The sequence below is a fragment of the Pseudarthrobacter sp. P1 genome, from assembly GCF_050156935.1.
Lineage (GTDB): Bacteria > Actinomycetota > Actinomycetes > Actinomycetales > Micrococcaceae > Specibacter.
Map to the genome: position 1 here is coordinate 818,595 of NZ_CP189584.1, position 14,287 is coordinate 832,881.

General features: G+C 66.9%; 15 protein-coding genes. 12 read left to right on the top strand and 3 right to left on the bottom strand.

The window, feature by feature from the left end:
* Window positions 1-56: 56 nt before the first annotated feature.
* The 3 genes from ACQCSX_RS03705 to ACQCSX_RS03715 are packed head-to-tail and all read right to left on the bottom strand — an operon-like array spanning window position 57 to window position 2,724.
* Entirely contained in the window at window positions 57-998 is a 942-nt protein-coding gene (locus ACQCSX_RS03705) for a COX15/CtaA family protein (protein ID WP_427017732.1), read from the bottom strand.
* 5 nt (window positions 999-1,003) lie between these two features.
* A complete protein-coding gene (locus ACQCSX_RS03710; protein ID WP_427017733.1) occupies window positions 1,004-1,771 on the bottom strand; it encodes an ABC transporter permease in 768 nt (255 codons plus the stop codon).
* Window positions 1,768-2,724 carry an ABC transporter ATP-binding protein gene (locus ACQCSX_RS03715; RefSeq protein WP_427017734.1) on the bottom strand — a complete coding sequence of 319 codons (957 nt, stop codon included), beginning with the start codon at window positions 2,722-2,724 and terminating at the stop codon, window positions 1,768-1,770. Before ACQCSX_RS03715 ends, ACQCSX_RS03710 begins: the two co-directional genes overlap by 4 nt.
* A 63-nt stretch (window positions 2,725-2,787) precedes the next feature.
* Here ACQCSX_RS03715 and ACQCSX_RS03720 point away from each other — a divergent pair, with 63 nt between their 5' ends.
* The 12 genes from ACQCSX_RS03720 to ACQCSX_RS03775 all read left to right on the top strand — a co-directional run bounded on the left by ACQCSX_RS03720 (window position 2,788) and on the right by ACQCSX_RS03775 (window position 14,241).
* On the top strand, window positions 2,788-4,731 hold the full coding sequence (locus ACQCSX_RS03720; protein WP_427017735.1) for a penicillin-binding transpeptidase domain-containing protein: 1,944 nt from the start codon (window positions 2,788-2,790) through the stop codon (window positions 4,729-4,731).
* Window positions 4,732-4,830: 99 nt separating this feature from the next.
* Window positions 4,831-5,589 carry a helix-turn-helix transcriptional regulator gene (locus ACQCSX_RS03725; protein ID WP_427017736.1) on the top strand — a complete coding sequence of 253 codons (759 nt, stop codon included), beginning with the start codon at window positions 4,831-4,833 and terminating at the stop codon, window positions 5,587-5,589.
* Window positions 5,589-7,064, top strand: coding sequence for a Fe-S cluster assembly protein SufB (sufB, locus tag ACQCSX_RS03730; protein WP_427017737.1), 1,476 nt, complete (start codon window positions 5,589-5,591; stop codon window positions 7,062-7,064). Before ACQCSX_RS03725 ends, sufB begins: the two co-directional genes overlap by 1 nt.
* A complete protein-coding gene (gene sufD, locus ACQCSX_RS03735) occupies window positions 7,064-8,362 on the top strand; it encodes a Fe-S cluster assembly protein SufD (protein WP_427017738.1) in 1,299 nt (432 codons plus the stop codon). The genes sufB and sufD overlap by 1 nt, the downstream gene beginning before the upstream one ends.
* A 5-nt stretch (window positions 8,363-8,367) precedes the next feature.
* Window positions 8,368-8,724, top strand: a complete 357-nt coding sequence (locus tag ACQCSX_RS03740; RefSeq protein WP_427017739.1) for a non-heme iron oxygenase ferredoxin subunit — start codon at window positions 8,368-8,370, stop codon at window positions 8,722-8,724.
* Window positions 8,725-8,765: 41 nt separating this feature from the next.
* The gene (sufC, locus tag ACQCSX_RS03745; protein WP_427017740.1) at window positions 8,766-9,533 is read left to right on the top strand and encodes a Fe-S cluster assembly ATPase SufC; all 768 of its coding nucleotides are present in this window, start codon (window positions 8,766-8,768) and stop codon (window positions 9,531-9,533) included.
* Window positions 9,534-9,552: 19 nt separating this feature from the next.
* On the top strand, window positions 9,553-9,906 hold the full coding sequence (locus ACQCSX_RS03750) for a metal-sulfur cluster assembly factor (RefSeq protein ID WP_427017741.1): 354 nt from the start codon (window positions 9,553-9,555) through the stop codon (window positions 9,904-9,906).
* Between the two features lie 570 nt (window positions 9,907-10,476).
* Window positions 10,477-10,950, top strand: a complete 474-nt coding sequence (locus tag ACQCSX_RS03755) for a VOC family protein (RefSeq protein WP_427017742.1) — start codon at window positions 10,477-10,479, stop codon at window positions 10,948-10,950.
* A 98-nt stretch (window positions 10,951-11,048) separates the two neighbouring features.
* Window positions 11,049-11,465: a VOC family protein gene (locus tag ACQCSX_RS03760; protein ID WP_427017743.1), complete on the top strand. Its 417-nt coding sequence runs from the start codon at window positions 11,049-11,051 to the stop codon at window positions 11,463-11,465.
* 258 nt (window positions 11,466-11,723) lie between these two features.
* Window positions 11,724-11,972 carry a PLDc N-terminal domain-containing protein gene (locus ACQCSX_RS03765; RefSeq protein WP_427017744.1) on the top strand — a complete coding sequence of 83 codons (249 nt, stop codon included), beginning with the start codon at window positions 11,724-11,726 and terminating at the stop codon, window positions 11,970-11,972.
* Between the two features lie 39 nt (window positions 11,973-12,011).
* Window positions 12,012-12,929, top strand: a complete 918-nt coding sequence (locus ACQCSX_RS03770; protein ID WP_427017745.1) for an SDR family oxidoreductase — start codon at window positions 12,012-12,014, stop codon at window positions 12,927-12,929.
* A gap of 112 nt (window positions 12,930-13,041) precedes the next feature.
* Window positions 13,042-14,241 carry an SLC13 family permease gene (locus ACQCSX_RS03775; RefSeq protein WP_427017746.1) on the top strand — a complete coding sequence of 400 codons (1,200 nt, stop codon included), beginning with the start codon at window positions 13,042-13,044 and terminating at the stop codon, window positions 14,239-14,241.
* Window positions 14,242-14,287 lie beyond the last annotated feature (46 nt).

The following is a 14,287-nucleotide window of genomic DNA, read 5'->3' on the forward strand; positions in this document are numbered from 1 at the left end:
ACGAAGGGGCGCCCACCGCAATGGTGGACGCCCCGTCGAAGGGATATGGTCTTAGGTCAGGATTTGCGCCGGTAGACCAGGTCCGCGAGGTTGGTGGCGGCGGCCAGCAGCAATGCGGAGCCGAGCATGTGCAGGCCCACCAGCAGCGGCGGCAGCCCGGTGAAGTGCTGGGCGTAGCCAATCCCGCCCTGGAACACGACGGCGGCGACCAGGAGCAGGGCGCCGGTGCGCAGGGCATCGCCGGAGCCGCGGCGCCACAGCAGCACCAGCAGGATGGCACAGCTGATGACCAGCAGGTACACCGGCACCACATGGATGCGGGTGATCAGGTCCGGGTTGAGCTCATTCCGCGGGGCGTTGGCGTCGCCCGCGTGCGGACCGGAGCCGGTGACCATGGTGCCCAGCACGACGGCGATGCCGGTGCAGACGGCGGCCACGGCCGTGAGCTGGCGGACCGTCTTGGACGGCGCCGTGGCCACGGCGGCGGAGGCCATGCCGGTGCGCGCGTAGGTCCGGTTGACCAGCAGCATCGAGAACACCACCAGCGCGGCGGAGACCAGAAAATGCAGGCTGACCACCCAGGGGTTCAGCTTCGTCAGCACCGACAGGCCGCCGATCACGGCCTGGACCGGGATGCTGGCCAGCAGGGAGAAGGCCAGCCAGAACAGGTCCTTGCGCTCCTTGCGCAGGTTCCACAGGAACACCAGCATCAGTGTGGCCACCAGGGCCAGGGCGAACGTCAGGGTGCGGTTGCCGAACTCGATGATGCCGTGGATGCCCATTTCGGGAGTGTTCACCAGCGAACCGGTGGTGCACTTGGGCCAGGTGGGGCAGCCCAGGCCGGAGGCCGTCAGGCGCACCGCTGCGCCCGTGACAATAAGCACGGACTGGCCCACCAGAGAGGCCACGGAGAGCCGGCGGATGGTGGGGGTGACGATGGTGGGAAGCCTGTCCGTCCAGCGCGCCGGGCGGGTGGGGGACTGCTGGGGATTGCTCACGTATTTCAACTCCACTTGAACCAACGGACGGCTGCCAGGGAGGCCAGCAGGGCCCACCCCAACAAGACTACAACTGCAAAAACATTGACCTGGCCCAGCAGCAGGGCATCGCGCATGGCCTGTCCCAGGGCACCGGAGGGCAGCCAGGACACGATCCCGTCCAGCGTGCTGGAGAACCGGGCGGCCGGCAGCACAATGCCGCCCAGGGCGCCAAAGAGGATCCAGCACAGGTTGGTGATGGCCAGCGTGGCCTCCGGCCGGACGGTGCCGGCAATCAGCAGGCCCAGCGCGGTGAAGGCAATGGTGCCGAGCACCAGCAGCGGGATGCCGAGCAGGATGCCGGCCACCGTCGGATGCCAGCCCAGGAACCCGGCGACGGCGGAGACGATGGCCACCTGGATCACCAGGGCGGCCAGCACGGCCAGCACCTTGCCGGCAATCAGCCCGCCCCGGCCCAACGGCGTGGTCGAGAGGAAGCGGAGCACGCCGTAACGGCGGTCAAAACCTGTGGCGATGCCCTGCCCGGTGAACGCCGTGGACATGGCGCACAGGGCCAGCACCCCCGGCGTGGCAATGTCCACGCGGCTGGCCCCCATGCCGTCAAGCAGCGGCGTGACGGACAACGCCACCAGCGCCAGCAGCGGCATGACCACCATGAGGGTCAGTTGTTCGCCGTTGCGCAGCATTGTGGTGGTTTCGTAGCGGCCCTGCTGGATGATCCGGCGGGCCAGCGTGGCCGGGGCCGAGGCGGCCTGTGGGGTGGTGGCGCTCATCGCAGCTCCGTTCCAGAAATGGTCAAGAAGACATCCTCGAGCGAGCGGGAGGCCATGTGCAAGGAGGTGGGCATGACGCCGCGCTGGGCCCACAGGGCTGTCAGCCGGGCCAGGTCCGCCGGTTCCAGGGCACCGACGACGGCGTAGCTGCCGGGGCGGGTTTCCTCGATGGAGAGGCCGGGCCGGAGGGCGGCGGTGTAGTCCGCGTCGGGCATGGACTCGAACGTCACGGTGCGGTGGGCATCGGCGGTGGTGGCCTCGCGCAGCAGCTCGGGCACCGTGCCCTCGGCCACCGACTCGCCGGCGTCGATGATGTAGACGTAGTCGGCCAGCTTTTGGGCGTCGTCGAGCAGATGCGTGGTCAGGATGATCGCCTTGCCCGCATCGCGCAGCTCGCGGATCAGCTCGAAGACCATCAGGCGCGATTGCGGATCCAGCCCGGCGCTGGGCTCGTCGAGGAACAGGACCTCCGGATTGCCCAGCAGGGCCGCCGCCAGCGACACACGCTGCTTCTGGCCGCCGGAGAGCCGGCGGATGGTGGTGTTCGCGAACGCGCCAATGCCCAGCCGGTCCACCAGCTCGTCGACATTGAGCGGGGTCGCATACATCCCTGCCACGTGGCGCAGCAGGGCAACCGGCTTGGCCGACGGCGGGAGTCCACCATCCTGGAGCATGACGCCCACCCTGGCGCGCAGGGCGGCGTCGGCGTTGTCCGGATCCTGGCCCAGCAGGCGGATGGTGCCGCCCGTGCGGCGTTGGAGGCCCTGGGCGCATTCGAGGGTGGTGGTCTTACCGGCACCGTTGGCACCCAGCAGGGCCGTGACGGCTCCGTGGCGGGCCTGCAGGCTGACGCCGGCGACGACGCGCTTCATGCGGCCATCGAGCGCGGCGACTGGGCCAACGTCTTTAATGAGGCCGTCAATGATGAGGGCGGGGGATTCTGGCACAGCCATATTCTACGCGACGTAGTACTTGGCGCTTTTCGGCGTTGCCGCCCCGGCAAACATAATGGGGTCATGGGGAAACTAAAAACACTGGCCATATCCATGTCCATCCTGGTGGCCTGCACCGCCCTGACCGGCTGCGACGACGCGGCGGCGGGGGCCAAGGCCACCGCCGCCACGCTGGCCGAGGGCCTGTCCCGGCTGGATGTGGCTGCCGTGACCTTCGCCGACGGCGACGCCGGCGCCAAGACCGCCGCCCTGGCCGACGCCACCAAGGGTGTTGCCGGGCTCAAGCCGCGGGTCAACGTTGAATCGGTGGACGTGAAGGACAACGCGGCCACCGCCCACCTGTCCGTGGTCTGGCCCGCCGGTGCCGAAACCTGGACCTATCCGACGACGGCGGAGCTGGCCCGCAAGGACGGTACGTGGGCCGTGGCCTGGCGCCCGGACCTGCTGGTTCCGCACTCGGCCGCCGGCGACGTCCTGACGGTGGCGCACACGTCCGGCGCCCGCGGAAACATCCTGGGCGACGGCGGCGAGGTGCTGGTCACCGAGCGTCCCGTGGTGCGCCTGGGCCTGGACAAGTCGCACGTGGATGCGGCCACCGCACCGGCCTCAGCGAAGGCGCTGGCCGTTCTGGCCGGCGTCGATCCGGAGGGGTTTGCCCAGCAGGTGGCCGCCGCCGGCGAGTCGGCCTTTGTGGAGGCGCTGGTGGCGCGCGACGACGCCAGCCGGACCGCCACCGATGCCGCCGTCGCGGCCATCCCGGGCGCCGCCGCCCTCAAGGGCACGTTGCCGCTGGCCCCGAACCGGACCTTTGCGCGCGCCCTGCTGGGCACCGTGGGGGAGGCCACCGCCGAGCTCATAGCGGCCTCTGGCGGCACGCTGGCCGCCGGCGATGAAACAGGCCTGTCCGGGCTGCAACAGCAATATGACGGCCAGCTCCGCGGCACCCCCGGAGTCCGGCTGCTGCTCCTCTCGCCCGGAGGCGCCGCGCCGAAGGAGCTCTTCAGCACCAAGCCGGTGGATGGAACGCCGCTGTCCACCACCATCAATGCCAAACTGCAGGCGCTGGCCGAGGACGTGCTCAAGGACCAGACGTCAGCCACCGCCATCGTGGCCCTGCGGCCGTCCACGGGTGCCGTGGTGGCCGCGGCCAATGGCCCGGGCAGCAACGGCTACAACACGGCCCTGCTGGGCCAGTACGCGCCCGGGTCCACCTTCAAGGTCGCCACCTCGCTGGCCATGCTCCGCAAGGGGCAGACGCCGGACAGCATGGTCTCCTGCACCCCCGAGCTCTCCGTGGACGGCCTGGCCTTCAAGAACGCCGGCACCTACCCGGCGGAACATCTGGGCAGCATCACCCTGCGTGACGCCTTCGCCCACTCCTGCAACACGGCCTTCATCTCCAACCGGGACAAGGTGGCCCAGGAGGACCTCGCCTCGGCCGCGGCGTCGCTGGGGATTGGCACGGCCCCCACCATTGGTGTACCGGCGTTCATGGGCAGCCTGCCGGCAACCGCAGGCGGCACCGCCCACGCAGCCGCGATGATCGGCCAGGGCGAGGTCCTGGTCTCGCCACTGGCCATCGCCACGGTGGCGGCCTCCGTGGCCAGGGGCGCCCTGGTCTCACCCACATTGGTCTCACCCACGCCGGTGTTCCCGGCACCCACCCAGGAAGCGGCGTCGCCGTCGGCCGGCCCGGGGGCGGCGGGCACAAAGACCCCTGCAGCAGGCCCGGCCCTGTCGGGGGCCGAGGCCGCGCAGTTGCAGGACATGATGCGTGCCGTGGTCACCAGCGGGCACGCGGGCTTCCTCTCAGCCATCCCGGGTGCGCCGGTGCTGGCCAAGACCGGCACCGCCGAATACGGCAACGACAAACCGTTGAAAACGCATGCCTGGGTGATTGCCGCGCAGGGTGATTTGGCCGTGGCCGTCTTCGTTGAGGACGGCGACTATGGCTCGGTCAGCGGCGGCCCGCTGATGAAGGCCTTCCTGACCCGCGCGGAATCCTAGGGTGGCAAGGCTCACCTTACTGGTTAGGCGGAGTAAATTACGTCATAATTATGTTGTTTATTGTAATTGCGCACAGGCTACGCACTTCAGGAGGTGTTCATGAGCGAGGCACACGCCCCGGCCACCGGGCCCATCCCGCTGGCCGACGCCGACGAACGCACCCGTGACCGCGTCCGCAGCGCCGTTCTGGAGCATGGTCCCATCAGCGCCGCCCAGCTCGGCACGCTGCTCGGCTTGACCCCGGCCGCCGTCCGCCGTCACCTTGACACGCTCTCCAAGAACGGCGTGATCGAGGTCAAGCTGGTCAGCAACGCCCGTTCGGGCGCCGGCCGCCCGGCCCGCCGCTACGTGCTCTCACGCCGCGGCCAGTCCGCCATGGGCAACGACTACCTGGACATCGCCCGCACCGCCCTCACCCAGCTGGCCGAAGCCGGCGGCGAGGAAGCCATCACAGCCTTTGCCGAGCACCGGTTCGCCAAGATGGAGCAGGACTACCGGCCCATCGTCAACGCGGCAGGGGACGACATCTCCGCCAGGTCCAAGGCCCTGGCCACCGCGTTGAGCGGCGATGGCTTCGTGGCCTCCTCTGCCAGCTTCAGCTTCACCGCCACGCTGGCCGCCGAGCAGCTGTGCCAGGCCCACTGCCCAGTGCAGGAACTGGCCGCCAGCTTCCCGCAATTCTGCGACGCCGAGACAGCGGTGTTCTCCCGGCTGCTGGGCACCGATGTGCGCCGCCTCTCCACCCTGGCCAGCGGCGGGCACGTGTGCACCACGCACATCCCCACCGGCCGGTCCTCCAGCAAGACAACAAATCCCAGTACTTCGACAACTTCCAACCCTTCACAAGAAAGGCCGTGATGACGGATCAACTAGCGCACGATGTAGGCGCGGGGACGGCTGTCCAGGACAGCATCAACCACGACATCCTCGAAAGAAACCCGGAGCTGGAGGGCCTAGGCAACTACGCTTTCGGCTGGTCGGACAAGAACGAGGCCAGCGACAACGCGCGGCGCGGCCTGAGCGAAGAGGTCGTCCGCGACATCTCGGCCAAGAAGAACGAGCCCCAGTGGATGCTTGACCTGCGTCTGAAGGGCCTGAAGTACTTCGACCGCAAGCCCATGCCCACCTGGGGTGCGGACCTGTCGGGCATCGACTTCGACAACATCAAGTACTTTGTGCGCTCCACGGAGAAGCAGGCCAAGAGCTGGGAAGACTTGCCGGAAGATATCCGGAACACGTACGAAAAGCTCGGCATCCCCGAAGCCGAGCGCGGCCGCCTGGTGTCCGGCGTTGCCGCCCAGTACGAGTCCGAGGTTGTCTACCACCAGCTGCGTGAGGACCTGGAGCGCCAGGGCGTCATCTTCCTTGACACCGACACGGCGCTGAAGGAACACCCGGAGATCTTCCAGGAGTACTTCGGCACCATCATCCCGGTGGGCGACAACAAGTTTGCCTCGCTGAATACGGCCGTCTGGTCCGGCGGTTCCTTCGTCTACGTCCCCAAGGGCGTCCACGTGGAAATCCCGCTGCAGGCCTACTTCCGCATCAACACGGAAAACATGGGCCAGTTCGAGCGCACGCTGATCATTGCCGATGAGGACAGCTACGTCCACTACATCGAAGGCTGCACGGCCCCGATCTACACCTCGGACTCCCTGCACTCCGCCGTCGTGGAGATCGTGGTGAAGAAGAACGCCCGCGTTCGCTACACCACCATCCAGAACTGGTCCAACAACGTGTACAACCTGGTCACCAAGCGTGCCATTGCGCACGAAGGCGCCACCATGGAGTGGGTCGATGGCAACATCGGCTCCAAGGTCACCATGAAGTACCCGGCCGTCTACCTGGTAGGCGAGCACGCCAAGGGTGAGACGCTCTCGGTCGCATTTGCCGGCGAGGGCCAGCACCAGGACACCGGTTCGAAGATGGTCCACATCGCGCCGAACACGAAGTCCTCGATCATCTCCAAGTCCGTTGCCCGTGGTGGCGGACGTGCGGCCTACCGCGGCCTGGTGCAGATCCGCGAGGGTGCAACCCACTCAGCCAACACCGTCCGCTGTGACGCGCTGCTGGTGGACAACATCTCCCGCTCCGACACCTACCCGTACGTTGACGTCCGCGAGGACGACGTGTCGATGGGCCACGAGGCCACGGTGTCCCGTGTCTCCGAGGAGCAGCTGTTCTACCTGATGTCCCGCGGCATGCCCGAGGACGAGGCCATGGCCATGATCGTGCGCGGCTTCATTGAGCCGATCGCCCGCGAGCTGCCGATGGAATACGCCCTTGAGCTCAACCGCCTGATCGAACTCCAGATGGAAGGGGCCGTCGGTTAATGACTGAGCTCACCGAAGAAAAAGCACGCATTGGAGCGCCCAGCGCAGCCAGCGAGGTCCGCCGCATTGCCGGGATGAACGAAGAGGGCGAGCAGCTCTCCGAGATCAACCCCGCCAGTTCCCCGCTGGCCGGCGAGGCCACCAAGTCACACAGCCACGGCGGCGGCGTCGGCATCCCGGACAGCTCGCGCGCCGGACGCCTGACCTCCTACCTGGTTTCCGACTTCCCGGCCATCACCGGCCGTGAAGAGGACTGGCGTTTCACACCGCTCAAGCGCCTGCGCGGCCTGGACAAGGTGGCCCTCGACGGCGCCACCCCCGTGGTCAGCGTTGACGCCGCGGCCGGCATCCTGGTGGAAACTGTGGAGCGCACCGATGCGCGCATCGGCGGCGCCGGCATCCCGGAGGACCGCGTGTCCGCCGCCGCCTGGGGCGCCTTCGCCGAGGCCACGGTTGTCACCGTCCCCGCCGAGCACGTTCCGGCCGATGCCGACGAGGTCACCACGCTGACCATCACCGGTGCGGGGTTGTCTCCGGCCGCCAGCCACATCCTGGTGCACGCCAAGCAGTTCTCCACCGCCGTCGTCGTGCTCGACCACCGCGGTTCCGCCGTCGTGTCCGAGAACGTCGAAATGGTGGTCGACGATGGCGCCGCACTGACGGTCGTCAGCATCCAGGACTGGGACGACGACGCCGTGCACGCCTCCTCGCAGCAGGTCAAGGTGGGCCGCGACGCCAAGTTCAAGCACATCGTGGTCAACCTCGGTGGCGACCTGGTCCGCATCACCCCCTCGGCCCGCTATGCCGGCACCGGTGGCGACGTGGAAATGTACGGCCTCTACTTCGCAGACGCCGGCCAGCACTTCGAGCAGCGCCTGTTCGTTGACCACTCGGCAGCCAAGTGCAAGTCCCGTGTCACCTACAAGGGTGCACTGCAGGGCGACGGCGCACACACCGTCTGGGTTGGCGACGTGCTCATCCGCAAGGAAGCCGAAGGCACCGACACGTACGAAATGAACCGGAACCTGATCCTGACCCAGGGTGCACGCGCGGATTCCGTGCCGAACCTTGAGATCGAGACGGGCCTGATCGAGGGTGCCGGCCACGCCAGCGCCACCGGCCGGTTCGACGACGAGCAGCTCTTCTACCTGCAGTCCCGCGGCATGCAGGAAGATGTGGCCCGCCGTCTGGTGGTCCGCGGCTTCCTGAACGAGGTCATCCAGCAGATCAAGGTCCCCGCACTGGAGGAGCGCCTGCGCGAGGCCGTCGAACGGGAATTGTCGGCAGGCGCAATCTGATGAGCGTGGACCCCCAAACAACGCCGGCAGGCGAATTGGTCTGCCAGGACAGCGATGTGAGCGTCAAGAGCGCGCTTCGCGTGGAAATCGGCGACCTGCCGGTGGCAATTGTGCGCGATTCCGAGGGAACGCTCCATGCCATTGGCGACACCTGTTCCCATGCGGAGATCTCACTGAGCGAGGGCGATGTTGAAGGGTGCACCATCGAGTGCTGGGCACACGGCAGTTCTTTCGACCTGCGCAGCGGGGAACCGCTGACGTTGCCGGCCTACGAGCCGGTGCCCGTGTTTGCCCTCAATGTCCACGGCGAGGACGTCTACGTGGACGTCACCAACATTCTTAACGGAGTCGGTGCACCCTAAGGGTCGCCGTCCGGAACGCTTAATAAAAGAGAAGGAAGAGTATGTCTACTCTGGAAATCAAGGACCTGTACGTCAGCATCGACACCGAGCAGGGCAACAAGCCCATCCTCAAGGGTGTCAGCCTGACCATCAAGACCGGTGAGACGCACGCCATCATGGGCCCCAACGGCTCCGGCAAGTCCACCCTCGCCTCCACCATTGCCGGCCACCCCCGCTACAAGGTGGACAGCGGAACCATCACCCTCGACGGCGAGGATGTGCTGGCCATGAGCGTGGACGAGCGCGCCCGCGCCGGCCTGTTCCTGGCCATGCAGTACCCGGTGGAAATCCCCGGCGTCACCATGACCAACTTCCTGCGCACCGCCAAGACCGCCATCGACGGCGTCGCCCCGGCCCTGCGCACCTGGACCAAGGACGTCAAGGCCGCCATGGCGCAGCTGCGCATCGAGCCCGAGTTCGCCCAGCGCAACGTCAACGAAGGCTTCTCCGGCGGCGAGAAGAAGCGCCACGAAATCCTTCAGCTGGAGCTCTTCAAGCCGAAGTTCGCCATCCTCGACGAGACCGACTCCGGCTTGGACGTTGACGCGCTGAAGGTTGTCTCCGAGGGCGTCAACCGCGCCGCCGAGGAAAGCGATCTGGGCACCCTGCTCATCACGCACTACACCCGCATCCTGCGCTACATCAAGCCGGACTTCGTCCACGTCTTCGTCGACGGCCGCATCGCCGAAGAGGGTGGCCCCGAGCTGGCCGACCGCCTTGAGGATGAGGGCTACGACCGCTTCCTTGTTGCAGACGCAGCACAGGCCTAAGAGACCTTAAGAAGGAATCATGACCGAAACCAGCCAAACCGAGTCGGTGCAGCCCGGCGCTGCGCAGACCAACCTTGAAGACATCGAGGAGGCGCTCAAAGACGTCATTGACCCCGAGCTGGGCGTCAATGTGGTCGATTTGGGACTGCTCTACGGTCTTCGCTATGCCGAGGACAAAGCACTGCTGCTGGACATGACGCTCACCACGGCGGCCTGCCCGCTGCAGGACGTCATCGAAGAGCAGGTTGAGCAGGCGATTGGTCCACTGGTGGACGAATGGCGCATCAACTGGGTCTGGATGCCGCCGTGGGGGCCGGAGAAGATCACGGACGATGGCCGTGACCAGATGCGGGCCCTGGGCTTCAACATCTAGCCCTCTGCCTTCCCTGCAAAGCGCCGCCGTGTGCCCGGACTCCATGGTCCGGGGGCACGGCGGTTCTTTGTTTGGCCCGTCATTGTTTGGTGCTGTCGGTGGGCAGATCCTGGACCTACGGCCGTCGGCGGATCGCCGGGACCAGTCGGAACGCGAAGTACGCGCTGGCAAGAAGGCTGGCCATTCCCAGGACCCGCGCTCCCGCCACTCCAATGACCGGACCGCTGGTGCACATGCTTTCCGCACCGGATCCTGGGGCATAGTCGATGCACGAACCGGCCTGCGATCCCCAGACCACGACATTCACCAGCACGACCAGCACTATGCCGGCCGCCCATGGCCACTTCGCCCGAGTCTGCCGCGCCGCCCGTGCCGCCATGCCCCGAGCATACGTCCACCCCCTCGAGTCCTTCAGCGGCAACGGACAATCATGGGCGAACTGTCAGCGGCTGCGTACGCATTCCTTTGGGGGTGGGGAACTTGCACCTGCCAGCCCGGATGTTCGCCGACTATGCTCGTGCTGGCGGCGGCGTTGGGCCGCACCAGGCACAGCTAAAGGAGTTGGCATCCATGAAGGCACCCACCGCATGTTTGTGGTTCGACAACCAGGCAGAGGAGGCGGCAAATTTCTACGTGTCGCTGTTTGATGATTCACGCATCACCAACGTTTCCCGCTACGGCGATACCGGTCCAGATGCGCCCGGCCAGGCGCTCATGGTGGACTTTGAGCTCGGTGGCCGCCCGTTCAATGCCCTCAATGGCGGACCCGTCTACACGTTCACCGAGGCCGTCTCCTTCATCATCGATTGCGAAGACCAGGCCCAGCTTGACAGGTACTGGGAGCAACTCAGCGACGGGGGAGAGGAAGGGCAGTGCGGCTGGCTGAAGGACAAGTACGGCCTGTCTTGGCAATTGGTCCCCACGGTCCTGGGCTCCCTGATGGGCGGGCCCGACGCAGAAGGTTCCGGACGGGCGATGGCGGCATTGATGACCATGAAGAAGCTGGACATTGCGGCGCTCCAGGCGGCCTACGACGGCGTTTAGGTCCGCCTCGGGGGATGGCTATGGAGAGTGTCGGGGCCCGCTGTTAGCATGACCGATGGTGACATGATCACCTATCCAACAACGCAGGAGAATCCATCATGACGACACGCCTCAACCCGTACCTCAGCTTCCGCACCAACGCGCGCGAAGCCATGGAATTCTACAAGAGCGTCTTCGGCGGCGAGCTGGCCATCAGCACCTTTGCCGACTACCACGCCAGCGAGGATCCCGCCGAGCAGGACCTGGTGATGCATTCCCAGCTGGAATCCCCGTCCGGCCTGACGCTGATGGGCTCCGACACGCCGTCGAGCATGTCGTACAACCCCGGTGACAACTACAGCGTCTCCCTTAGTGGCGAGGACGAGGGTGAGCTCCGTGGCTACTGGGACAAGCTGGCCGACGGCGGCGATGTCTCCATGCCGTTGGAGAAGGCCCCGTGGGGCGACACCTTCGGCATGTGCAAGGACAAGTTCGGCGTAGCGTGGCTGGTCAACATCGCCGGCGCGCAGGCCTAACTCGACAGTGGTGAGGGCCTCGGCCGGTGGACCTTCCGTCCGCCGGCCGGGGCTTTCCCCGCCGGGCAGCTTCCCGGCTCCTCCGGGCCACCGCCGTCCGGATAGGCGCAGCAGCCCACCACACCAGTCGGCGTCGTCGGCACCTGTTCCCACGGATGCGTCTGGTCCGCGCGTCGTCCCCGGCCGGCGAGGGACAACCGGGTGCGTCGGGTGCAGAATGGAGTCGTCATCCATTTCCGGCATTCTGGAAGGACCCCGATGAAGCGCAAGATGCAGTGGCAGGACCTGAGCCCGGGCAAACAACGGGCCGTCGCGGTGACGGCCGTGCTGGAGCTCATCGTCTTGGGTGTATCCCTTTCCGATCTGATCCGCAGGCCCGCCACCGAGGTCAAGGGCAGCAAGGTTCTGTGGGGCGCGGCCCTCTTCGTCAATCCGGTGGGCCCGATCTCCTATTGGCTGTTCGGACGGCGCCCCACCCACAAGCCCGCGCTCAGATTCATCCGGTAGCGTGGCATCGTCTCCGGCCGGCGCGAACCGGCACACCCTATGAGCCAGCCACTTCTTGGCAGGATTGCCTTGGTGGCGGGCGCAACGCGCGGGGCAGGCCGCGGCGCGGCGGTGGCGCTCGGCGAAGCCGGTGCCACCGTGTACTGCACCGGGCGGACGACGCGCGGGAGCCGTTCCGAATACGACCGGCCCGAAACCATTGAGGACACCGCCGATCTGGTCACGGCGGCCGGGGGAGTAGGCATCGCGGTCGCCGTCGACCACCTTGAACCGGAGGCCGTCGACGCTCTGGTCCAGCGGATCGAGAGCGAACAGGGGCGCCTGGACATCCTGGTGAACGATATTTGGGGCGGGGAAAACCTGCTCGAATGGGATGCACCGCTGTGGGAGCACGATCTTTCCGGTGGGCTGCGGATGCTGCGCCTGGGCGTCGAAACCCACCTGATCACCAGCCATTTCGCGCTGCGGCTCTTGGTCCGCACCCCGGGCGGGCTGGTGGTGGAGATGACGGACGGAACCCGCAGCTACAACTCCGGCCATTACCGCCTCTCGGCCTTCTACGACCTGGCCAAGACGGCTGCCCTCCGGCTGGCCTTCACCCAAGGCCATGAGCTGGCCCCCTTCGGCGGCACAGCTGTGGCGTTGACGCCCGGGTGGATGCGGTCCGAGATAATGCTGGAGCACTTCGGTGTCACGGAAGCGAACTGGCGGGACGCTGCGGACGCCCAGCCGCACTTCGCCGCAATCTCCGAATCACCGCTGTTTGTCGGCCGGGCCGTGGCGGCCCTCGCCGCGGACCCCGAGGTGCACCGCCGCAACGGCGGCTCGTTTTCCAGCGGCGGATTGGCCAAGGAGTACGGTTTCACCGATGTCGATGGATCCACGCCCGACTGCTGGCGGTACCTCGTGGAGGTCCAGGATCCGGGCCATCCACCGGACCCCTCCGGATACCGCTGATTCCGCTGCGGTCCGGAGCAGCCGGCGGCAGCGGCGTGGGCGACGCGAATCATCCACGTCCGGCTTGCCATGCGCGCCGTGCGTGGCCGCGTGCTGTGGATAGGATCCGATCATGCGCCTGGCAATAATTGGTGCCGCCCTGCTTGCGGCCGGCATCGCCGCAGTCTTGGCCGGGATCCTTCCTGTCTCCGACGTCGCCGCCCTGGTGGCGAGGGTCGGCCCGATTCTGGTGTTTGTTGCCGCGATGACGGTCGTGACGGAACTGCTGAGCGAGGCCGGCCTGTTCCTCTGGTTTGCCCGCCGCTTCCGGCGCTGGGGGCGTGGACGGATGGTGGTGCTGTGGCTGCTAGTTGCAGCCTTTGCGGTGGCAACCACTGTGTTCCTGTCGCTGGACACCACAGCTGTCCTGCTCACGCCGATCGTCGTCAGTGTCGCACGGCAGGCCGGGCTGCCGGTGCTGCCGTTTGCGTTGACGACGGTGTGGCTGGCCAACACGGGCAGCCTGCTGTTGCCGATTTCCAACCTCACCAATTTGCTGGCCCAACACACACTGGGCGGCATTGCCCCTGTGGAATTCGCGGCCCTGATGCTCGCCCCGGCTGCGGCCGCCGTCGTTGTCCCGCTGTTGTTTATCGGCATTGTTTTCCGAAAGGACCTCGCCAAACGGTATTCACGGGTGCCCGTGGCCCGGATCCGGGCTGTGGAGGCGGGGGAGCCTCCACCGGGCAGCCGCGGCGTGGACAGGGTCCTGCTGGCCTCCGGAGCCGTGGTTCTGGCGGTGCTGTTGCCGCTGCTGGTTTCCGGGATGCCCGTGTGGATCCCGTCCTCAGGCGCCGCAGTGGTCCTCGCCGGGGTGTTTCTGGTCCGCCGGCGGCAGGCGCTGACACCGATGCTGGTTCCGTGGTCGCTGCTGCTTTTTGCCGCCGGGTTGTTTCTAGTCATGGAAACCACCCGACACTTGGGCGCCCCCGCATTGCTGACCGCCCTGGCCGGGCAAGGCGAGGGCATGGGTGATCTGCTCCGGCTCGCCGCAACCGGGGCCGTGGGCTCCAACCTGCTGAACAACCTTCCGGCATATTTGGCGGCCGAGCCCGTCACGGGATCGCCCACCCGAATGGCGGCCCTGCTGGTAGGCGTCAACGCCGGTCCCCTCATCACGCCCTGGGCCTCGTTGGCGACGCTGCTGTGGCACGACCGCCTGGTGAAGATGAACGTGCTCATCACATGGCGGGGCTTTGCAATCTTTGGAGCCATTGTCGCTCCTGTAACAGTGCTGGCGGCGGTGGTGGCTTTGGCCGCCAGCGCCGGCTGATCCGGTGTTGCCGGTGCCGAAGGAGCGCGCGTTCTTCCCCGGGTGC